We start from the raw sequence: 21,369 nt of genomic DNA, 5'->3' as shown, positions 1-21,369 counted from the left end.
AAAACAAATCTCTGAAGAAATATGGTTAACGTTTGCTGCATTTTAGTACCAAAATTGGGAATGGGGAATTGAAATGCCATAATCGAAAATTCAAAACGAGTGCTAACTGAACTGCTTCTCGATTGGCACCGATCCATTTCAGCCTTTAGCGGCTTTCCCACTGGGTACGACTCACACAAGATACACGATAGACCATGACGACCGATGGATTGTTTAATTCAATTGATGAAGCCCTGGCTGATTTAAAAGCCGGACGGGTGATTGTGGTGGTCGATGATGAGAACCGCGAAAATGAAGGGGATCTCATCTGCGCCGCCCAGTTTGCAACGCCCGATACGATTAACTTTATGGCGGTGGAAGCGCGGGGTTTAATTTGTTTGGCCTTAACAGGCGATCGCCTCGATGAATTAGACTTACCGTTGATGGTCAGCAATAACACCGATAGCAACCAAACCGCGTTTACGGTGAGTATTGACGCTTCGCCGCAATTGGGCGTCAGTACCGGGATTTCGGCTGAGGATCGGGCAAAAACGATTCAGGTGGCGATTAACCCGGCGACGCGACCCACCGATTTACGGCGTCCTGGGCATATTTTCCCGTTGCGATCGCGCGCAGGGGGCGTCCTCAAGCGGGCCGGCCATACGGAAGCGGCCGTAGACCTCGCCTGTTTAGCGGGATTGTACCCCGGTGGGGTGATTTGCGAGATTCAAAACCCCGATGGGTCGATGGCGCGTTTACCGCAATTGTTGGAATACGCCAAACATCACAATCTGAAGATTATTAGTATTGCCGATTTAATTAGCTACCGCCTGCAACACGAACGGTTTGTGCGTCGGGAGACGGTTGCTAATTTGCCCTCCCAGTTCGGTCATTTTCAGATTTACGCCTACCGGAATCTGTTGGATAACTCGGATCACATTGCCATTGTCAAGGGCGATCCAGCCGCATTTAAAGACCAGGTGGTGATGGTGCGCGTCCATTCGGAATGCTTGACGGGGGATGCATTGGGTTCTTTGCGCTGCGACTGTCGGATGCAACTTCAGGCGGCGATGAAGATGATCGAACACGCGGGCCACGGGGTAGTGGTCTATCTGCGTCAAGAAGGACGGGGTATCGGTTTAATTAATAAGCTGAAAGCCTATTCTTTGCAAGATATGGGCTTGGATACGGTGGAAGCCAATGAAAAGTTAGGGTTTCCTGCCGATTTACGCAACTATGGGGTAGGGGCGCAAATTCTCAATGATTTAGGCGTCAAAAAGATTTGTCTGATTACCAATAATCCGCGTAAAATTGCGGGTTTGAAGGGTTACGGCTTGGAAATGGTCGATCGGGTACCGCTGTTAATTGAGGCGACGGATTACAATGCGGTGTATTTGGCGACGAAAGCCGAAAAACTCGGTCATCTCCTCTTGCAAACCTATCTACTGACGGTGGCGATTCGCTGGCAAGATGAGAATTTGGGGGTGACGGAGCGTTACAATCGCTTGGAGAAGTTGCGCCATCTGGTGCGGATGCAGGATTTGGTGTTACAAGAGGAAGCCAGACCTGTGGCGATCGCGCTGTTTAGTCGTCCTGCGATTATCATCCATTTAGGCTTAGACCAACCCCAGGCGGCGGCGACGGACTGGTATCAACATCCGGAACATCCTTACCTGAGTGCGATCGCTTCTATCCTAGATGAACTCGCTTCTTGGCCCCAAGTTCAACGCCTAGAATTTCTCGTTTCTTCTGGCCTCGATCCGCTAACGGGTTTACAGGTACAACTCGATCGTCAAACCTTCCCTCTCTCTCAGCAACCCTCTTCTATTGTCGGTACCCTAGAAACTCAAACGATCTACAGTTTTAACCGCGACTAACACAAGGGACTCAAGTCCCTTGCTGATAGCTCAAGTCCTCTAAAGAGGACTAGAATTTTATAGGCTCATGCAATATTTTCTAGGCGAGAAATCTTGCTACTTTATAACTCGTTTTCGGATTAGTCAGTTTTAACTGACTTTAGCTATTAGACAGGGGTTTTAACCCCTGGCTTGCTCGATGCGATCGCACCAAGCCGCAGCCAGAAACCCGGTTTCTTTAAAAGATTATCGTTTCGTTTTTCACCCCCTCGCAGCCAGAAACCCGGTTTCTTTGCAAGCGCTATACAATAACGCAATAATTTCCTGCTATCCACATCTACTCATGCGTTGTCCCATCCGGCATAATAGCCCCAGTCAAGTTTGCACCCTCTAAAATAGCGCCCTCTAATCTTGCTCCTTTTAAGTTAGCTTTTTCTAAATTAGCTTTCGACAAATTTGCACCCCGCAAATCTGTTGAAGTTAAGTTAGCACTATTTAAGTTAGTTTCATATAAATTTGCTCCACAAAGGTTTGCATAACTTAGGTTTGCACCACTAAAGTTCAATTTGTGGAGGTTGACACCTACAAAATTAACATTATTCAGAATTGCTCCTTTAAAGCTTGCGCCTTCTAATTTTGCATTTGTTAAGTTTGCATATTCCAAATTCGCTGCGGCAAAATTCGCATACTCTAAGCTAGCTTGCATAAAGTTTACTGAAGTAAGATTTGCTGCCGTCAAGTTAGCTTTAAGTAAACTGCTTTCGCTTAAGTTGGCCGATCTTAAGTTGGCTTGTAATAATTTTGCATAATTAAGATTTACTTTACTTAAATTAGCTCCTTGTAGTTCTGCTTGAGTCAAATCAGAACTTTCCAAGTTTGCCTTGATTAAGTTGGCATTCTTTAATATTGCGCCAGTTAGTTTAATTCCATAAAGACTCCATCCTGATAAGTTGATATTACTCAATTGGGCATTGGGAGAAAGCACAAAATAACGATTGCTAATAAAAGTTGCAGGAAATTTAGTCTTTGTATTGCAAATTGCGCCGTCTATTTTCACATCTTTCAAATCAGCATTTTCTAGATTTGCGTCTAGTAATCTGGCATCACTTAAATTAGCCTTATTCAATTTAACTTGAGATAGTGTAGTTCCAGTTAAGCAAGCTTTAGTCAGATTAGCTTCACTCATATCTGATTTATCTAGCTTAACTTCTTGATTAAAATAAGATTCAGTTAAATTTGCTTGTCTGAAGTTAGCGCGAGTTAAATTAGTACCTTCAAATCTTGCCCTATTCAGATCTGCGCTTGTTAAGTTAGCTCCACTCAAATTACTATAATAAAATTGATTTTGACAAAAAATTGCACGACCAAAATTTGCTTCAGTTAAATTACAGCGTGAAAAGTTAACTTTATTTAAGGTTGCTCCTTCTAGATTGGCATGACTGAGGTTACAATTAGACAAGTCACAATCTGATAATATAATTTCTCTCAAATTCAGACCACTAAAATCTCTTTCTCCTGCTTTGTAGCGTTCTAATAACTCTTCAGCAGTGATAGCGAGAGGTTGAGAGGCTTCGGGTTCTAAGTTATCGCTGTTTGAAGATAAATTATCCGCTTGGGGAGTATCTTGGGAGGAATTTTCAACCCGTTCGATGAATTGTTGAATGACTTGGGCGTCTTCGGTTAAAGTGGGTTGAGAATTGGGTAAAGTTGAGGATTCGGGATAGTATCGATCTACAAAGGCTTGCAAACCCGAACTGTAACCTTGTCCGACAGCTTGAAAGCGCCATTCTCCGTTTTTGAGATAGAGACGACCGAATTCTAAAGCGGTTTCTTGGGTTAAAGGCTCCTGAAGATTGTAACGTGCCAGTTCGCTGCCCGTATCGACATCTTCTAGGCGAATAAACGCAGTTTTGATATCGCCGAAACTTTGCTTTCTTTCCTCAGCGTCGTGGATGGTGACAATAAAGACAATTTCTTGAATAGCTGGATCGAGTTTGGCGAAATTGAGATAGAGTGTTTCATCATCGCCGAGAATTTTTCCGGTGCTGGTTCCATTGGCGTGTCGGAGAGAACCATCGGGCGATCGCACATTATTATAAAACACAAAATACTGCTCGTTTGGGAGTTTTCCATCTTCCCCCAACATAAACGCCGAGACATCCATCTCGTACTGGCTCGGCACATTCCAACCTAGCGCGATCGCAATTTTCTGTAAACCCGGAGACGCTTGAATGAGATTAAACCGTTCGCCTGCTACCAGTTGCACTCCCATGCATCTCTACCCCCCTGGAACCGTAACTGCTAGGGTACCAGAATTGCCCGATCGCGAATACGGGAACATTTCGGAAAAAGATTCGACTTTAAAGGGTTAAGACTGCGCTCAACTTTTCCGTTAGTCCATATAACAGCGAGCGTTTACGATGAAAAGAAGAGTCAAAACAGTTTATCAGGCGATCGCAGCTACCATTGGGATTAGTCTTCTGTGGCTGGGCGCGCCAGTCAAGGCTTACCCTGAATTGCAATACGAACACCTACAACTCAATACCAGCTTAGAACGCTGCGCCAGCTACGCCCAGACCGTCTTAGAAAGAAAAGGGTTTAGAACCTTACCTCCGCAGTTTAGCTCGGCGACAGGCTATCTACCGGGTATTAAAGCCGTCATCGATTGTACCCCTCTCGATCCCAAATTCACCCAAGCGACTATTATTGTGGCAGGCGAGAGCGATCGCACCTCCGAAGAAATTCTCAGCACCGTCAACCTCCTCTACAAAGCCATGAACGGAGAGGAGACAGTCGCCCTCAACTTTCGTAGATTTCGCGAAACTGTCCCTCGCCGCTTATTCTAGAATTTAGGTTTGCTGACCGTTCGCGATCGCAAAATTGGCAAAAATCAACTGATTAATCTGATCCCAACCGTACACCTGTTGGCGAAACGCCTTCCACTGTTCGTACACCTCCCGGAAGGTACCATCCTTAGCCGCACTCTCCTCGTATAATTCAAACGTGGCTTTTTGCGCGGCTTGCATAATTTCCGGCGAATAAGCTGCTAACTGGGTGCCACTATCCACCAACCGCTTCAAGGCTTCCCCATTCTTAGCATCATACTGGGCCAGCATACTCATATTCGCCTCATAGGTAGCCGTCTTAAACACCTGTTGGTATTCCTTGGGGAGTTTATCCCAAGCGCTGCGGTTGACTTGCACTTCTAGGGTCGCTCCGGGTTCCCACCAGCCGGGATAATAGTAGTATTGCGCCGCCTTATTTAAACCCAGCTTTTCATCATCATACGGCCCCACCCATTCTGCCGCATCAATCGCCCCCCGTTCCAAAGCTAAGAAGATTTCGCCACCGGGAAGCACTTGGACGTTCACCCCTAAGCGACTCATCACTTGTCCGCCTAAGCCAGGAATTCGCATCTTTAAGCCGTTTAAGTCAGAAACCGATTGAATTCTGCGTTTAAACCAGCCTCCCATCTGCGTTCCGGTATTTCCCGCCGGAAGACTCACCACATTAAAATCAGCATAAAGTTTATTGAGGGCGTCTAAGCCATTGCCATGATACAGCCAGGAGTTTTGCTGTTGAGCGGTTAAACCAAAGGGAACCGTCGTCCCAAACCCCAAAGCGGGATTTTTCCCGACAAAATAGTAACTAGCTGTATGGCTGCATTCAACCGTACCCTGCTGGACAGCATCGAGGACTTCTAACCCCGGTACAATTTCACCGGCTGCAAAGGGGGTGATGGTAAACCGTCCGTAAGTCATCTCGCTGACGCGCTGACAAATGGTTTCGGCCCCACCAAAAATGGTATCGAGAGACTTTGGCCAACTCGTCGCCATCCGCCAGCGGACTGTGGGTTGTTCGAGGTTTTGTCCGCTTTGGGTTGACTGTGCAGTACACGCACCTAGCGTAGCAGCACTTCCCGCCGCGATCGCACTATACGTTAGAAGTTTGCGACGTTTCATCTTTTTTTGCCTTCCTTCCAGACACTGCTCATTCTATGAGCTACAGTGGTTTGTTATCTTCAATACTTGTAGCCGAAAAATGCAGCTATCCCGGAATTGGCAACGGTTCTTTAGAAATAGCGATCGCACCTGTTGCTCTAGCAACCTAACCCATGAGTTAGGCGTCGGAGATGTCGAGTTTGATGTGCCGACCGAGGGCGATCGCATCGGCTGATAATTATACTGAGGTACATTTGTGCTAGTGATACATAAGTTGACTGTCCGATTTCATCGGGTCTGGGTTATCCCTGCCTTATTGGCAACGGTATTGTTCAATGCGGCGACTGCGGTTGCTCAACCGCGAATTTATAACCCCAAACCCTTACCCCCCAACAACGAGATTACCGATACCCTCTCGCGCGATGATATCCCCACCGGACAAGGAGGGTTTGCCAGAGACTATATCGTGGAACTCAACGAAGGCGATCAAGTTGTTTTCGATCTGACCTCCGAGCAATTTGATACCATCCTCACTCTGTTGGCGGCGGATGGCTCTACCATTGCAGAAAATGATGATGGCCCGGATGGGACAACCAATTCTCTCCTATTCGCTCGCATTACCCAGACTGGCACGTATATCGTCCGGGTTCGAGCTTTTGGAGAAACGCGCGGGGGCACCTTTAACTTAAAAATGACGCGCCTGCGCCCCGTCGATTAGCCTGAAATTAGGGTAAAAGGAAGGGCGTCTTCTGTCTTTTTACCCTTTTTTGAAAAAAGACTTGTCAAAACCTAGTAGAAGTGTTAGCTTAGTTAAGCGCTAAAAAACGCGCCTGCCGGGATAGCTCAGTCGGTAGAGCAGAGGACTGAAAATCCTCGTGTCGCCGGTTCAAGTCCGGCTCCTGGCACTCAGACCCTTGAAACCTCGTTCAGGGTTTTGCTTGATTACTCAGGAGCCAAAGGGAGCTTAACAGTAACGGTGGTTTGCTCTGCGGGCACGCTCTCAATCGATAGACTGCCACCGTGGAGTTCGGCGAGGCGCTTGGCAATGGCTAACCCCAATCCCGATCCTTGCTGTTCGTAGAGTTTGCGATCGAACTGCATGTGAGCGCCAATTTGCATCAGTTGTTCGGGTTTCATGCCGCGTCCTTTGTCGCTGACTGACAAGGTGAATATCCCCTGGCTGACTTGACACGCGACTTTCACAGGCGTTCCGGGAACTGAGAATTTAAAGGCATTATCCACTAACTCATCGACGATTTTCATCAAGCGGGTGGGAGAAATCTGAAGATAGGCGTCTTCGAGTTCTAACTCTAAGTCGGGTTGGCGGTGTACCTGTTGGGCTTGGTAAACGGCTTTCTCGGTGACGAGAGCCTCAGCACAAGGGGTAGAATGAGCCTGTAGCGCCTTGATTTGTTCGGGAGAGGCTGCAATCAGTTCTAATTCGGCATAGAGCAGAAAGTTCTGAATCAGCCGATAGAGGCGCTTTCCAGAGATGTTGATCAGTTCGATCATTTCGCGAGTATCTGCATCTTCTGGCTGGTCAAAGTGCATTAACAGCAGCTCTGAAGAGGCTAAGATGCCATTGAGGGGCGTTCTTAACTCGTGGGGAAGAGAGAGAATGATGCTTTGTCGCAGTTCTTCGAGTTTTTCCGATTGCTGGCGATCGCGGGTAGCTTGTTTTGCGAGACGAGTGGCGATCGCACTCAGCAGTTCCCCTGGCGTGCAAGGCTTGGTTAAATAATCGTCTGCACCCAGTTCCATCCCCTTACGGGTGTTACTTTTCTCGACAAAAGCCGTTAGGAAAATAAAGGGAATGCTCGCCGTTATGGGTTCGTGTCGCAAGGCTTCTAAAACGCGATAGCCATCTAACTCTGGCATGGAAATATCGCAAATAATTAAGTCGGGGATATGGGTTTGAGCGGCGGTAATGCCTTTAATCCCATTTTCCACAGCGATGACTTGAAAATTTTGGGCGTGGAGCAGTTCTGTAATATTTTCGCGGATTTCAAATTCGTCTTCGATGACTAAAATTTTTTGCATAAACTTTTACCAGAGTGAAGAGTGATGGCAACGGGGGAAGAGATTGGAGTTATTGAGGCGGAGTTGAATTTAAGCGCTGCAATAGTTTGAGATTTTCTGGGTTGAGAAAATCTTGCAGATTGGACAGTTGGTTGATAATGGCAATTTCGCGATCGCACTCTTGTTGCAAAATGGTTAAATAGCGCTGGCGAGCTTGGGGGGTAGGCGCTAATTTCAGCATTTGGATCGCCATTGTGATGTTCGATAAGGGATCGCGTAACTCTTGGGAAATTTTGTGCAATAGGTCTTCCTGGCTGTGACTAATTTGTTGGAGTTCTCGCACTCTTTGCTGTAAGCCTCTGGCTTTACTGTGTGCTTGTTGGTGATGTTGGGTGTAGGCGGCGTGTTTTTTAAGGCGGATGGCGATCGCACTCAGCAGTTCTGTCACCGTACAGGGTTTCGTAATATAATCGTCCGCCCCCAATTCCATTGCTAAACGCTGATCGTCGCGTTCGGTTTTCGCCGTTAGGAAAATAAAGGGAATCATTTCAGTCAGCGGATCTTTTTGTAATTCAGTCAAGACGGTATAGCCATCGAGATCGGGCATCATAATGTCACAAATAATTAAGTCTGGTAAATTTTCCTGGGCTTTTTGCAGTCCTTCTTGACCGTTGATGGCCGCAATCGCTTCAAACTTGTTAACCTCTAGGATTTCTAACAGATTTTCTCGTACCAGTTCTTCGTCTTCAATCACTAGAATTTTAAGCTTGGCAGAGTCGATCATGATGCTTCCTCACCTAGGCGTTGAGTCGTTCTGAGATTTTGCAACGGTTGCATTAACCTATCTCACAGCTTAACTCCTCTTTAGAGAACTCAGAAAGGAGTTTTTGAACGAATTTAGGCATTTTTCAGGTTAACTGAGCATCGTGCAAGATTTCAGAGGGATTCCTCTTTTGACTTTAATAGAATTACTGCTAACTGAGAGGAAGAACAACCGTAAAGCTCGTCCCTTCTCCCAACTCGCTTTGCACCTCAATTTGACCTCCATATAACTCTACCGAACGCTTAACAATTGCCAGTCCTAAACCCGTTCCGGTAATGGTACCGACGTTGGTGGCGCGATAAAAAGACTCAAACAAGCGTTGGCGATCGCTTAAAGGAATACCAATTCCTGCATCCTTAACTTGTAAGCAGATTTGGCAATCTTGACAGCGAACCCCTAAGTAAACCTCGCTGTTTTCAGGAGAATACTTGACGGCATTAGAAAGCAAATTTTCTAGAATATAGCGCAAAATTTTAGAATCTACCTCAACGAAATTACACGCTTCTTGTAAATCAAGGAGAATGGGGTGCTGATAGCGGTCGGCAACTTGAATATCTTCAATTAATTCTTGGCAAAAACTCTTCAAATCTAGCGGACTATTCTCAATTCGCATATTTTGCGATTCCACCTGACCAATTAATAGCACATTATCCAACATTTCAATCATGCGTTTAATAGAAGTTTGAATGCGATTAATGTGGGTTGTCTTTTTCTCAATTGTCCACTGGTCTTGATACATTTTAAGCAGATCGGAAGAGAACAAAATGGTAGACATGGGGGTTCTAAATTCATGGGAAACCATTGATACAAAGCGCGATTTTAGTTCGCTAAGTTCTTTTTCTTTCGCGAGTGCCTTGCGAATTTCTGTTTCTGCTTTACAGCGTGCTAAGGCAATTTCAAGGGTCGTATATAAATCCTTTTCTTGAAACGGTTTTACAATATAACCAAAGGGATAAATATCTTTAGCTCTTTGCAGCGTATTCTTATCTGTATGAGCCGTTAGGAAGACAATGGGCAGATTTAAGTGCTTGGTAATTTCTTCGGCTGCTTGAATGCCATCAATAGAACCTTGAAGCATGATGTCCATTAAAATCAAGTCTGGACTTTCAGCTTTTGCTTTTTCAATGGCTTGTTCTCCGGTAGGAACCACTCCAATCACTTTATAGCCTAACTTTTTGAGGCTATTTTTGATGTCCATTCCGACAATTACTTCATCTTCAACGACTAATATCCTAACGCACATAATTGTTCTACCTTGTTAATAAAACGAATAAAAAATGAAGTTCCTTCCTGAGTGGATTCAATCTCAATTTCTCCGTGAATCTGCTCAGTCAAACCAGCAACTAGCTGCAAACCTAAAGAGTCTACTTCTTGAATATCAAAATCTGAAGGCAACCCAATTCCATTGTCACCAATCCTTAAAATTACTTGGCTATCATTGCCTTGTAATAAGTCAATGTAAATTTCTCCTTGAGTTCTGCCGACGAAGCCATATTTAATAGAATTCGAGATGAGTTCGTTGATAATTAACCCGCAAGGAATTGCCGTATCGACATCAAGCTGAATAGATTGAACATTGAGTTTGAGTTGAATGCAGCCCATCGAAATATCATAAGAACGGAAAAGATTTTTAGTTAAATCCTGAATATATTCCGCAGCATCAATTTTAGATAGCCCAGAAGACTGGTAGAGCTTTTCATGAATTAATGCCATTGACTGAACTCGGTTGTAGCTTTCTGTAAATATCGCTAAAGTTTCTTCATCCTTAATATATTCTGATTGGAGTCTGAGCAAGCTGGAAATAACTTGCAAATTATTCTTGACTCGATGATGAATCTCCTTAAGTAAAACCTCTTTTTCTTGAAGAGAAGACTTTATTTCATTTTCGACTTGCTTGCGCTGGGTAATATCGCGGTACATCCACAAATTACCGCTATATTCTCCTAAAACATAGATCGGTACATAATCTCGCTCTAAGATTCGCCCATCCCGCATTTCGATTTCTTCATTGCTGATAATCTTTCTGTTTTGATTCGCACGGTTATGACTGCGAATAAACTCTTCAGGGCGAGCAAACAGGTGTTGATAAGTTTCAGCAAGGTCTGAAAAATCAGCGCCAATTAACGCACCTGGAGCAATTGGAATATTAAAGATATCGCAAAACTTCTGATTAATCATCACCACTCGTTTGCCCTCATCTTTAACCAGAACTCCAAGTTGAAGATTTTCAATCAAAGTAGAGAGACGAGAAGTTGTAAATTGTAAATCTTCTTCCGCTTGTTTGCGCTCGGTAATATCCGATTGAATGCCAATAAAGTGAGTCAGTTTGCCTAAACTGTCATAAATTGGAGAAAGATTCAATTCATTCCAAAAGTAACTTCCATCTTTACGGTAATTACGCAAGGTGACTGTACAGGCTGTTCCTTGGCGAATAGCATTGCGTAAGATTTCCAAACTGGGCTGTTTTTTATCTTTACCTTGCAGAAATCGACAGTTTTTACCTAAGACATCGGCTTGGGTATATCCCGTCATATTTTCAAAAGCTTTATTAACATAAATGACGGGGTTATTAGGATGCGTGGCATCCGAGATGATAATCCCATTATTGCTCGCCGCGATCGCTCTATCTCTCAGCACCAGCCTCTCTTCCGTCTGCTTGCGTTCGGTAATATCGCGACAGACACATACCAAAGCATTATTCTCCACCAACGTTAGCGATAATTCTTCAGCAAACATCGTTCCATCGCGCCGTTTGGCAACTGCTTCTCCCTGCCATTTGCCCGTCTGGAAAACAATTGGTAAAGCCTCTTGACAGATGCGCTCAATTTCGTCTGAACAGTATAAAATTGTCCAACTCTGACCGATGAGTTCCTCAGTTCTTTCGTAGCCAAAGATTTTGGCGTGGGATTGATTAAGATAGATATAATCCCCCGCCAAACTCACGATCGCAATCCCATCTCCCGCCGCTTCTACGGCTGCAAACTGTCGTTTCAGCGTTTCTTCAGCTTGCTTCTGTTGGGTGATATCGCGACAGACCCCAATTAAACCGAGGAGTTCGCCCTGTGCTGAAACATAGGGGGCTTTAGTAGACAAAAAAGTATAGCGATTGCCATTCGCTTCCCCTTGCTCTTCACCCGTCCACGGTTTTCCACCCTCCATGACTGCTCGATCGAGTTGCCAAATATATTGAGCGCTTTCAAAAGAGAAAAAGTCTTCATCCTTTTTCCCCAAAATCTCTGCCACAGTCCGTCCTAAGAACTGAGCGCCCATCGAATTGATAAATAAATAACGGCCTTGATAATCTTTCAAAAAGATCGCATCGTTGCTATTTTCCACAATGGTACGGAGCTTAAACTCGCTATCGCGCAATGCGGTTTCCGAGCGTTTGCGTTCCGTAATATCCATCACAACACCGCTCATTGCGACTAGCTCTCCCGTGGAGATATGGAGCGTATCTCCTTTTCCGGCAACCCAACGGATAGAACCATCCGGCAGGACAACGCGATATTCTATATCGATGGGAATTCCTTGTTCGCGGCTATTGTCAATGGCGCGATCGAATAGCGGTTGGTCTTCAGGATGGATGCGATCGCGATAGTCTTCATAGGTTCTAGCAGGATCGCCGGACGCAAAACCAAAAATTAAATCGGTTTGCTTGGAACAGATTACGCGATCGCTCTTAAAATTCCAGTCCCAAGTTCCCATCTGAGCGGCTTTTAGGGCAATTCCCAGGCGAAACTCTGTATTTAAAAGCGCGGCTTCTGCCTGTTTGCGATCGCTAGTCTCAATAAACAACCCATCCCAGACAATATCCCCATTGGCTTGTTTCTGGGGGCGAGCAATCCCTTGCAGCCACTTTAAACGACCCGAAGGCGTCTGAATTCGTCCCTCCCACTGCCACGGTTGTAAGGTTTGGGCCGAAATTGCTGTAGATTGTTCTAATATCACCCGGTCATCGGGATAAATCATCTCAAGGCTGGTTTGAATATCCGCACACATCTGTTCGGGTTCGAGTTCCCAGATTTGCCGACAACTTGGACTTGCGTAGGAAAGCCCCTGAGAACCATCGGGATGCATCACAAACTGATAAATCATGCCCGGTACGTTCGCGACAAGGTTGTGGAATTTAGCCTCGCTTTCTTGCAACGCCGCTTCAATCCGCTTGCGATCGGTGATATCGGTGGAAATACCACAAACTGCATAAATGTTTCCTTGCTCGTCTTTTAGGGGAAATTTCACCGTCACATAGGTATGCAGTCCATCCGCGTGGGGGGCGACTTCTTCAGCTTGGATGGCGCTTCCCGTTTCTAGAACTTGGCGGTTGTTGTCAGCAAATAAATCCGCAATCTCTGGCGGCCAACATTCATTGAGATGGCGACCGATGAGTTCTTTTTTGGGGCGTTTTAAAAGCTTCTCAAGCTGATAATTGACAAGGATGTAGCGGTTTTGCAGATCGTAGACATAAATAAAGGTCGGGGAGTTATCGAGAATGGCTTGGAGTTGAACTTGGCTGTGCTGCAATGCCTTTTCTGTGCGCTGGCGTTCGGCATTTTCTTGGCTGAGTTGTTGCACGACGCACTGTAACATTTGCGTCCGTTCTTGAACTTTCAGTTCCAAGGCGTCATTGAGTTTTTGCAAGGTGGCTTCAGCTTTTTGGCGTTCTTGCAGTTCAATTTGCAACTGTTGGTAGAGTTCGGCTTGGTGAATGGCGATCGCGCAACGATCGGCGATCGCTTTGATAAAGGCAATCTCGTCAGTTGTCCACTCTCGTTCGCGATCGCATTGATGCAGGCTAATCCCGCCAATGTAATCGCTCTGATAGATCAAAGGCACAATTACAATCGCCCGAATGTTAGACCCTCGCACTGCTTCGCGAACTTCCGGGGCAACGCAATGGTCAATTCCGGAAAAAAAGAGGGCGTTCCCTTGTGCTAACTCGGCGCGATAGTAGCGATCGAACTCGCAGCACAGGCCAATTAAACTTGTCCCTTCTGAGGTGGCTTCAGAAACATAGCGAATGGCGAATTGCTCAGTCGCATCGGGCCGGAAAATTAAGCAACGGCTAACGTTCAGAACTTCGTGCAGTTGATTGACGGTGGTTTGCAGGATTTCGTCTAAAACGAGCGTCCCCCGCATGGCTTGAACGATTTGGTTAATCAGTTCGGCTTGTTTGGCTTGTCGTTTCACCTCAATCAGCGCTTTGTGCAGTTGTTCGGTACGCTGTTGCATTTGATGTTCGAGTTCTAAGTTGCGCTGTTGTAAGAGTTGAGCGCGTTTGGAGGGTTGCTGAAGGCGTTTGAGCCATTGATAGAGCGTTGCGGGTTTTAGCGATCGCAGTAAGTTCATAGGGGGGGGATAACTCCTAAGCGTTCGACGCGAACGTTAGAAACATCGCTCGCGGAATTCGGCGCGATCTCTCTGTAGGGGTCGATCGCCTCAAATCTGATCGAGTTGTTGGATTTCTTCTAGGACAATGAGTTCTTAATCAAGAACCTGGCGGGCTGGGCGTATATTCTTTGTAACACGATCTTTTTGAGGATCTCTAGGGGATGATTACGCGACTCTCTAGGAAAATTTTCAGTATTAATACGGTTAGCACGCTCGGTTTTTCCCCTCTAAACAGAGCGAATCCCGGCGTGCAAGCGGCCAATCCCTAGGAAATATTGACTTCCCCGTTTACTCCGCTCTTGTTTCAGCATACGCAAGCCTTACGCTTGACAATTTGAGCTTAATGGAGTATGTGCCTAATAAATCTTCTCTAAATTCTGAAAATCTCGTTCGACTTCAGCCCATAAAGACCGATTGTGCGGGTCTGTTTTCAAGGCTTTTTTGAGGTAACTGCGGCTTTTTCCACCTGTTTTTCTTTCACCAGTTGGCGTCCCCAGCGCTGATAGGCGATCGCTTGCCATTGTCGCACCTCCGGATCTTGGGGAATGCGGTGAGCCAATGCCTCAACCAGGGCGATCGCTCTGGGAAACTTGCGCTGCTTCAGCAATCGCTGTAATTGTTGATAAGAGATATCCTTTAACTGCTGCTCCGTCTCCGATAGCGGCGTCACAAACTCAATTCTAGGAGACTTGCGCGTCACCTTCACCGGAGTGGGGGTTCTAGCAGGCGTTGGCGCGGGTGCGGGTTCTGCTGGCGCGGCTTGTTCCTCCTCGCTTTCCACAGGCGCAACGCTTAACAACTGCTTGTAAGCTGCCGTTAGCTCAATGAACTTGTCCTTCGCTTGGCGATCGCCAGAATTCATATCAGGATGGTACCGCCGCGCCAAACGCCGGTAAGCCGTTTTCACCCTTGCCAAAGAAGCGCCTTCAGGCAGTTCTAGAAGACGATAGCAATCTGCAATGTTCATCAACTATGAAAAATGGCAGAATTACTTAGATTCTGCCATCACTCTAACTTAATTCAAACCGTGGAATCCAGGAGATCCTGACAAGCCAGACCAAAGACAGCGGGGGGAAAGCGGTTTTCCCCGATCCCCTATCTCTAAGCCGGTCTTTCTTCAATCACCCGGTCGATCAGGCCATACTCTTTGGCTTCCGCTGCTGACATAAAGTAGTCGCGATCGGTATCCTTTTGGATCTTGTCAACACTTTGACCCGTATGTTTAGCCATCAACTCATTAAGCTGTTGGCGGGTTTTGAGAATCTGCTTGGCTTCAATCTCAATATCCGTCGCTTGTCGGCGTCCCACCCCCCCTAAAGGTTGGTGAATCATAATCCGAGAATGGGGCAGCGCTAACCGCTTACCCGGCGTTCCGGCTGTCAGCAGAAACGCCCCCATCGAAGCCGCCAAACCCACACAAATCGTAATCACGTCCGATTTAATGTGCTGCATGGTATCGTAAATCGCCATACCTGCCGTCACCGATCCACCCGGAGAATTAATGTAAAGGTAAATCGGCTTACCTGGATCGTCAGAATCCAGATAGAGCATCACCGCCACAATATTATTCGCCAAAGAGTCCGTCACCTCTTGACCGAGAAAGATAATTCTTTCTTGGCTGAGGCGAGTGTAAATATCGATCCACCGTTCGTAGGGACTCCCTGGCAGGCGATAAGGAACGCTAGGAACACCAATAGGCATAAGAACTCTACTCTTCTTGAATACGAAAAAACAGGTTAACGCTCCTCTCCAATGGCGAGGATTGTTGGTTCATCGACCATCCTTAAAGCTCAAGGAAGCCCATTCAGCCTCTTAGCTAAACGCTGCGGGTAAAGGCTTCGGCAAGTCTTTGGTACTTTCGAGAACGCGGTCAATTAAGCCGTATTCCACGGCGTCGTAGGGACTCATGTAAAGCATCCGATCGGTGTCTTTGGCAATTTTATCGGGCGGTTGTCCCGTATTTCTCGATAAAATTTCCAGCATCGTTGCTTTATTATCCAGCACTTCCTTCGCGCGGATTTGAATATCGGTCGCTTGACCTCTTGCGCCCGTGCGCGATTGGTTGAGAACGATAGTGGCATGAGGTAAACTCGCGCGGCATCCTTTTGTCCCGGCTGAGAGGATCATCGCCGCCGTTCCCATTGCTTGACCGATGCAAATGGTATGAACGGGGGGTTTGATATAGCTGAGGGTATCGCAGATCGCAAAGGCTTCCGTTTCAAAGCCAATCGCTTCGCCGCCATACCAGGACGTTCCGGTGGAGTTGATATAAAAGGAAATCGGTTTTTCGGGGTTGTCAAATTCCAAATACAGCAGTTGAGCGATGATCAGTTCGGTGACATCTACGCCCACTCTACGTTTGGTGTCGTCGTCAGAAAATAGGGGTAAACCTAGATAGACAATGCGCTCTTTGAGGAGCAAGGAGGGTAGGTCTGGGGGTGGCGTGCGATAGTAAGCATCTCCATAGTAAGGAGATTGAGCCGCCCGAATCGGTGTGTCCATAAGGTACTTCTGCAACAAAACGATGGCGCTACTTTTATACATGGTAGCGCGTGCCTGTCGCAGCCCGTTGAGCAATCTGGGCGGGAAACCGCGCCGGATGAGGATCGGTTTTGCCAGACAAAGCACAAGGGAACTCAGCAGGTAGGCAAAGACTGATTTATCCTTGAAATAGAGCCGCATTGATGCGAGAGCGGGAATTCCGGAGTTCAAGATCGAGTTGGTGTGGTATTTAGTATCTCAAGAGCTGGGTTGAGTAGGAGATTGTTTTATGCGAGTCGGTTTGCAAATAGATTTAAATGATTCCCATATCGATCGGCGATCGCCTTCTTCGCAACGCCAATTAGCCATTTCGGTGTCGGCGATCGCGGCAGAAGCCCTAGAACAATCGGTTCCGCTCAATCTCTGCTTAATCCTCGATCATAGCGGTTCGATGAGCGGTCGCCCCCTAGAGACGGTGAAGCAAGCCGCCGCCCAGTTAATCGACCGACTTAAAAAGGGCGATCGCCTTTCGGTCGTTGCCTTCGATCATCGCGCCCAAACCATTGTCCCTAACTCGATCGTTGAAGATCCAGAACGGATTAAACGCCAAATTAATCGCCTGCAAGCCGATGGCGGCACTGCCATTGATGAAGGGTTGCGTTTGGGAATTGAGGAACTGGCGAAAGGACGCAAAGATACGGTTTCCTATGCGTTTTTGCTCACCGATGGCGAAAACGAGCATGGCTCGAACGAACGCTGCTATAAATTTGCCACCCTCGCCACAGAATATAAGCTGGCATTGAATACCCTGGGTTTTGGCTCCCACTGGAACCAAGATGTGTTAGAACGGATTGCGGATGCAGGTCGAGGGGCGATGGCTTATATCGAACGTCCGGATCAAGCGTCTGAGGAATTTAACCGCTTGCTTTCCCGCGTGCAGTCGGTGGGCTTAACGAATGCGTATCTGCGTTTGGCGTTGATGCCGAATGTTCGCCTTGCGGAGTTAAAACCCGTGGCACAGGTGGCTCCCGATACGATTGAGTTACCCGTAGAAGCTGAGGGACAGGAAACGATCGTGCGTTTGGGGGATCTTATGCGCGATCGCCCTCGCATTGTCCTAGCCAATTTATATATCGGACAACTGCCACCCGGACAACAAGCGATCGCATCAGTCCAGGTCATTTATGACGATCCGCTGGTTCAGCAAGAAGGGTTGCGTTCGGAAACCCTGACGGTAGAAGCGAATGTCATGGAAGATTACCACCCCGCCGTGAATTCCCAGGTACAGCCGCATATCCTCGCCTTAGCTAAATATCGCCAAACTCAACTAGCTGAGGCGAAATTGCAACAAGGCGATCGCATGGGGGCGGCCACCTTACTGCAAACCGCCGCCAAAACCGCCTTGCAAATGGGCGATCGCGGGGCTGCTACCGTACTCCAAGATAATGCCACGCGCCTGCAATCGGGCGAAGACCTCAGCGATGCCGATCGCAAGAAAACGCGCATCGTTTCTAAAACAATTCTGCATTAATCTCCAATATGCCACCACGGGGCATAGGAAAAGATTGCAAAACTGGCTAAATTCACCACAGACCCAAAACTGTGATGAATTAAAGGGTGTAGGAATGAAATCAATCGCTTTGATCGGTGCTGCGGTAGTCGCTTTGGTTAGCCCAGGAGTTGCGATCGCCCAAAGTCCCCCTGAACTTGCTTCTCCCAATGCCAACATGCCCTATTTAGGCGTCAACGGTACATTTACCCTTGATACCAGCGTTCCTGCCTCTCGCCACGATCCGCGCAACCCGGCTCGAATTGTCTTCAACGAAATGAGACAGTTCTCTTTCTATCGCGATCTTGAAGGCCGAGAAGCGATCGCCCAAAACTGCGAATATGTCTATCGCGGAGCCGCCCCCGATCCGTTCTACTATCCCCGCTACCAAAGCTCCATTTGGGATCAATTTGAACTCGCTTCTGACGATCCGGCTTGTAGCGGCTTTCGATATGTTATTCTTCGCGCTCCCCACGGAGAACCCATCCACATGCATTTTCGCTATGGTGGAGAAGATTCTAGCTTTCAAGCCCTCCTAAATATGAGTACCGGGGCCTCCGATGAAAATCGCATCAACCCTTGGTGGAGTTTGTACTGTGCAGAAGGCGTCACGGGATGTGACTAGCCGCGCGCATTTTCGGAGAGCGTTATGCAATATCTCAAATCGATGGTCTGGGTTCCCATTATCCTCCTAGGGCTGATAGGCACCGCCCTTGCCCATGAAGCTGGCTTAGAAGCTCGCATTCGGGCACAAAATACCAGCGGTCAAACCACGACTTACAACTTAGACAACCTGCCGCCCGAAGCTCAGATCCAGTCTGTGGAAGTGGTGGGAATGTTTAGTACCGGCGAACCGATGGCGAATGCTCAAGTGAGTATTTACGCCCCAGGGGAACCCGCAACGCCCTGGAGAACGGGTCAGAGCGATCGCCAAGGGCGCTACAGCTTTACTCCCGATCTCTCAAAGCGCGGACGTTGGACGGTCAGATTTGAATCGATGGGTCATAGCAGCATCATCAATATCCCAGTCCGCTAACTGCAAGCGACAAGGGGCTAGCCCCCTTGTCCTCCAACTCTTCCACCGATCAAAATTTTTAACCACACTCGCCAAAACGATTTAATATCCTAACGCTTCTGTCTGGTGGAACTAACCCAAACCTTGCTATATTTATATTTATGCTGGTGTAGCTCAGTGGTAGAGCAGCTGATTTGTAATCAGCCGGTCGCAGGTTCAAATCCCGTCACCAGCTTTTTAGTTCAGGCGATCGCTCAAAGAAGTCTCCGCAGAGATGTTGCCGCTAGAGCAAAAAGCCGAGGGACTGTTGAAGTGATTGGTGAGTTTTGGCGGTTCTGTCAAGATCCAGCGTAAGGAGGTATTGAAGGAAAATTTCAGTGTTACGATGTTTTAGTAGTTTTTTCTGTCAACCAGGTTTCTAGCTCAACAGAGGGTGGAAATCATGCTAGAAAGTTTAATCCTATACTTTGTGTGTAAAACCAAGGGTCGCATTACAAAGACCCAGTTGGTGAAGTTTTTGTATCTAGCCGATCTTTACTCAGTTAAGTGGACGGGAAAACAGCTCACTGACCTAGATTGGCGCTATTTCAATCATGGTCCTTGGAATCAGGAGATTGATGCTGCTTTAGAGGGCATGGAAGATTTATCTTTTCAGCAGGATGGCAATATTGTTTTAGTTACTGTGAAAGATGAATCACTCTTTTCGACTGATTTTGAATTCTCAGAAGGGCTGCAACTGATGTTAGAAAATATCAGAAAAGAATGGGCTGGCTCTGGGGCTGAAAAATTTCAGGAATTAATGAACTATGTTTACTCGACGGCTCCAATGGTGGAAGCAAAGAGTAAGCACGTACCAGAAGAACAAGCTCCGCTCAACCTTCAGCTAGAGCGAGAGAAATTGCTTGAAGAACTAGGGGTGTAAGGTTTGGCTGGTCAACGTCCTCGCCAGGGTTGGGTTTATATGATTAACCCATACCGGGTATCGCTTAGATGTAGTAGCGGTCACTTACATATTTACGACTTAGATACCCCAGGGGAAATTGAGTGTAAAACCCTTTCTTGTACGCTCACGATTAACTCTAGTCGCGTTTTTAGGGGATCTCACCCTTACGTCATTTGGACAAGCGATAAATTTCAGGATCAGTCTGGATATATTCAGACCTTTACGGCAATTCCGTTGACCTCCCAAACTACTTTTTCAGGTTTGCCAACTACCTATCCTATTAACAATACTGCAAGAAACGGCTTGGACAAAAAATCTTATGCCTTAGTACATCAGATATGTACGGTAGACGGTAATTGCTTTAAAGATTCTTCTGGTAACTGGTTGCAACGGGAGGGGCAATTAGATAGCAAGGATAAAGACGAGATCGCCAAGCGTTTGAAATTTATTCTGGGTTTTGATAGCTCTCCCGATGAAGATTGGTTTAAGCAAAATGCAAGCCCGGAGCTTGTGCAAAAGATTTATGGTTATCTGTCTGACGCTGAGAAAAGCGCACTGCTAGAAAGCTTAGTAGACAATTTCGAGTAAGTGAGGGGATTATTAAATGCTTGTTTACCCTAAATACGAAATTTATCAAAATACTGGAGAAGATTGAGTGCGAGAAATCCTAGAACATGGGTAATTTATGAAACTCAAAAATATTTTTCGTCTAGCGTGTGAACTTGCACCATAGATTATGGTCAAGCCAAACCAATAAGCAAGCACTCAAAAACGGGTTTGAGCGATCGCCCGGATCGACAATATCAATACAATATCCTCATGCTCGCGGGTAATGCGATTTAATTTGGCATCGATGTGGCGATCGTTCATACATTGCTCTGGTTGAGTTCCTGCTCAAGCGACTCATCCCAAAAAGTAGCTTCTATCTTGTTTCCATCAGGATCGCGCACAAAGCAGCCATAATACGGCTTACTATATTCGGGTCTGCCACCGGGGGCACCTTCGTCTTGACCTCCTGCGGCTAATGCTGCCTCATAGAAGGCATGGACCGCTTCTTTGGTAGGAGCGATAAAACCAATGTGAGCGCCATTACCCACGGTTGCAGGTTGCCCATCGAACGGGATTCCCACCCAAAATTCGGGATACTGCTTGCCATAGGCGATCGCTCCCGGATGCTCCATCAACCGCTTGCAGCCCAACGTCGATAACACAGCGTCATAGAAGGCGATCGCTCTTTCAAAATTATTGGTGCCAATGGAGACATGCGAGAGAATGCTGGGATTGTTATCCATATCTGAACCCCTTATCAGTTAAAATCCGGTACGTTAGCGATGAACTTCGCGCAATCAACGCTCCAGGAAGCGGCGATCGCTAT

18 protein-coding genes, 2 tRNA genes and 1 pseudogene are annotated in these 21,369 nt (G+C 46.8%); 11 read left to right on the top strand and 10 right to left on the bottom strand.

From position 1 onward, the window contains the following. Positions 1-194: 194 nt before the first annotated feature. A complete protein-coding gene (gene ribBA, locus QQ055_RS00965; RefSeq protein ID WP_284474376.1) occupies positions 195-1,856 on the top strand; it encodes a bifunctional 3,4-dihydroxy-2-butanone-4-phosphate synthase/GTP cyclohydrolase II in 1,662 nt (553 codons plus the stop codon). A gap of 316 nt (positions 1,857-2,172) precedes the next feature. Here the strand turns inward: ribBA and QQ055_RS00960 are convergent, their stop codons facing one another. Further along, a complete protein-coding gene (locus QQ055_RS00960) occupies positions 2,173-4,107 on the bottom strand; it encodes a pentapeptide repeat-containing protein (RefSeq protein WP_284474375.1) in 1,935 nt (644 codons plus the stop codon). Between the two features lie 148 nt (positions 4,108-4,255). On the opposite strand from QQ055_RS00960, the gene QQ055_RS00955 reads away from it, so the two are divergent. Continuing rightward, a complete protein-coding gene (locus tag QQ055_RS00955; protein ID WP_284474374.1) occupies positions 4,256-4,681 on the top strand; it encodes a hypothetical protein in 426 nt (141 codons plus the stop codon). A 3-nt stretch (positions 4,682-4,684) separates the two neighbouring features. Here QQ055_RS00955 and QQ055_RS00950 read toward each other — a convergent pair whose 3' ends face one another. Beyond that, positions 4,685-5,797 (bottom strand): TRAP transporter substrate-binding protein, encoded by a 1,113-nt coding sequence (locus QQ055_RS00950; protein ID WP_069968008.1) that lies wholly within the window; start codon positions 5,795-5,797, stop codon positions 4,685-4,687. A gap of 79 nt (positions 5,798-5,876) precedes the next feature. Between QQ055_RS00950 and QQ055_RS00945 the strand changes: the two genes are divergently transcribed. The 3 genes from QQ055_RS00945 (at position 5,877) to QQ055_RS00935 (ending at position 6,681) form a co-directional block, all read left to right on the top strand. After that, positions 5,877-6,011 carry a hypothetical protein gene (locus QQ055_RS00945; RefSeq protein WP_284474373.1) on the top strand — a complete coding sequence of 45 codons (135 nt, stop codon included), beginning with the start codon at positions 5,877-5,879 and terminating at the stop codon, positions 6,009-6,011. Between the two features lie 39 nt (positions 6,012-6,050). Then, positions 6,051-6,494 (top strand): PPC domain-containing protein, encoded by a 444-nt coding sequence (locus QQ055_RS00940; RefSeq protein WP_432805987.1) that lies wholly within the window; start codon positions 6,051-6,053, stop codon positions 6,492-6,494. A 114-nt stretch (positions 6,495-6,608) separates the two neighbouring features. Next, a tRNA-Phe gene (locus QQ055_RS00935) sits at positions 6,609-6,681 on the top strand. Positions 6,682-6,718: 37 nt separating this feature from the next. On the opposite strand, the gene QQ055_RS00930 is transcribed toward QQ055_RS00935, so the two are convergent. From QQ055_RS00930 to QQ055_RS00900, 7 genes and pseudogenes are all read right to left on the bottom strand, one after another. Continuing rightward, positions 6,719-7,816 carry a hybrid sensor histidine kinase/response regulator gene (locus tag QQ055_RS00930; protein ID WP_284474372.1) on the bottom strand — a complete coding sequence of 366 codons (1,098 nt, stop codon included), beginning with the start codon at positions 7,814-7,816 and terminating at the stop codon, positions 6,719-6,721. Between the two features lie 49 nt (positions 7,817-7,865). Further along, the gene (locus tag QQ055_RS00925; protein ID WP_069968005.1) at positions 7,866-8,579 is read right to left on the bottom strand and encodes an ATP-binding response regulator; all 714 of its coding nucleotides are present in this window, start codon (positions 8,577-8,579) and stop codon (positions 7,866-7,868) included. A gap of 190 nt (positions 8,580-8,769) precedes the next feature. Then, positions 8,770-9,861 carry a hybrid sensor histidine kinase/response regulator gene (locus tag QQ055_RS00920; RefSeq protein WP_349775299.1) on the bottom strand — a complete coding sequence of 364 codons (1,092 nt, stop codon included), beginning with the start codon at positions 9,859-9,861 and terminating at the stop codon, positions 8,770-8,772. Continuing rightward, positions 9,843-13,964, bottom strand: coding sequence for a PAS domain S-box protein (locus QQ055_RS00915; protein WP_284474369.1), 4,122 nt, complete (start codon positions 13,962-13,964; stop codon positions 9,843-9,845). The genes QQ055_RS00920 and QQ055_RS00915 overlap by 19 nt, the downstream gene beginning before the upstream one ends. A 398-nt stretch (positions 13,965-14,362) precedes the next feature. Then, positions 14,363-14,973: pseudogene (locus QQ055_RS00910) on the bottom strand (J domain-containing protein). A gap of 134 nt (positions 14,974-15,107) precedes the next feature. Next, entirely contained in the window at positions 15,108-15,707 is a 600-nt protein-coding gene (locus QQ055_RS00905; RefSeq protein WP_284474368.1) for an ATP-dependent Clp protease proteolytic subunit, read from the bottom strand. Between the two features lie 111 nt (positions 15,708-15,818). Next, the gene (locus QQ055_RS00900) at positions 15,819-16,508 is read right to left on the bottom strand and encodes an ATP-dependent Clp protease proteolytic subunit (RefSeq protein ID WP_069968038.1); all 690 of its coding nucleotides are present in this window, start codon (positions 16,506-16,508) and stop codon (positions 15,819-15,821) included. Between the two features lie 268 nt (positions 16,509-16,776). On the opposite strand from QQ055_RS00900, the gene QQ055_RS00895 reads away from it, so the two are divergent. The 6 genes from QQ055_RS00895 (at position 16,777) to QQ055_RS00870 (ending at position 20,582) form a co-directional block, all read left to right on the top strand. Beyond that, the gene (locus QQ055_RS00895; protein ID WP_284474367.1) at positions 16,777-18,018 is read left to right on the top strand and encodes a vWA domain-containing protein; all 1,242 of its coding nucleotides are present in this window, start codon (positions 16,777-16,779) and stop codon (positions 18,016-18,018) included. A gap of 94 nt (positions 18,019-18,112) precedes the next feature. Next, positions 18,113-18,661, top strand: coding sequence for a hypothetical protein (locus QQ055_RS00890; RefSeq protein ID WP_284474366.1), 549 nt, complete (start codon positions 18,113-18,115; stop codon positions 18,659-18,661). 24 nt (positions 18,662-18,685) lie between these two features. After that, on the top strand, positions 18,686-19,072 hold the full coding sequence (locus tag QQ055_RS00885; protein ID WP_284474365.1) for a carboxypeptidase-like regulatory domain-containing protein: 387 nt from the start codon (positions 18,686-18,688) through the stop codon (positions 19,070-19,072). Positions 19,073-19,214: 142 nt separating this feature from the next. Further along, positions 19,215-19,286, top strand: a tRNA-Thr gene (locus QQ055_RS00880). Positions 19,287-19,493: 207 nt separating this feature from the next. After that, the gene (locus QQ055_RS00875) at positions 19,494-19,973 is read left to right on the top strand and encodes a type II toxin-antitoxin system antitoxin SocA domain-containing protein (protein WP_284474364.1); all 480 of its coding nucleotides are present in this window, start codon (positions 19,494-19,496) and stop codon (positions 19,971-19,973) included. A gap of 3 nt (positions 19,974-19,976) precedes the next feature. Then, positions 19,977-20,582, top strand: a complete 606-nt coding sequence (locus tag QQ055_RS00870) for a type II toxin-antitoxin system PemK/MazF family toxin (protein ID WP_284474363.1) — start codon at positions 19,977-19,979, stop codon at positions 20,580-20,582. 278 nt (positions 20,583-20,860) lie between these two features. On the opposite strand, the gene QQ055_RS00865 is transcribed toward QQ055_RS00870, so the two are convergent. Next, the gene (locus QQ055_RS00865; protein WP_284474362.1) at positions 20,861-21,286 is read right to left on the bottom strand and encodes a VOC family protein; all 426 of its coding nucleotides are present in this window, start codon (positions 21,284-21,286) and stop codon (positions 20,861-20,863) included. Positions 21,287-21,369 lie beyond the last annotated feature (83 nt).

The sequence above is a fragment of the Geitlerinema calcuttense NRMC-F 0142 genome, from assembly GCF_030285425.1.
This window is presented reverse-complemented; position numbering and strand designations above follow the sequence as displayed.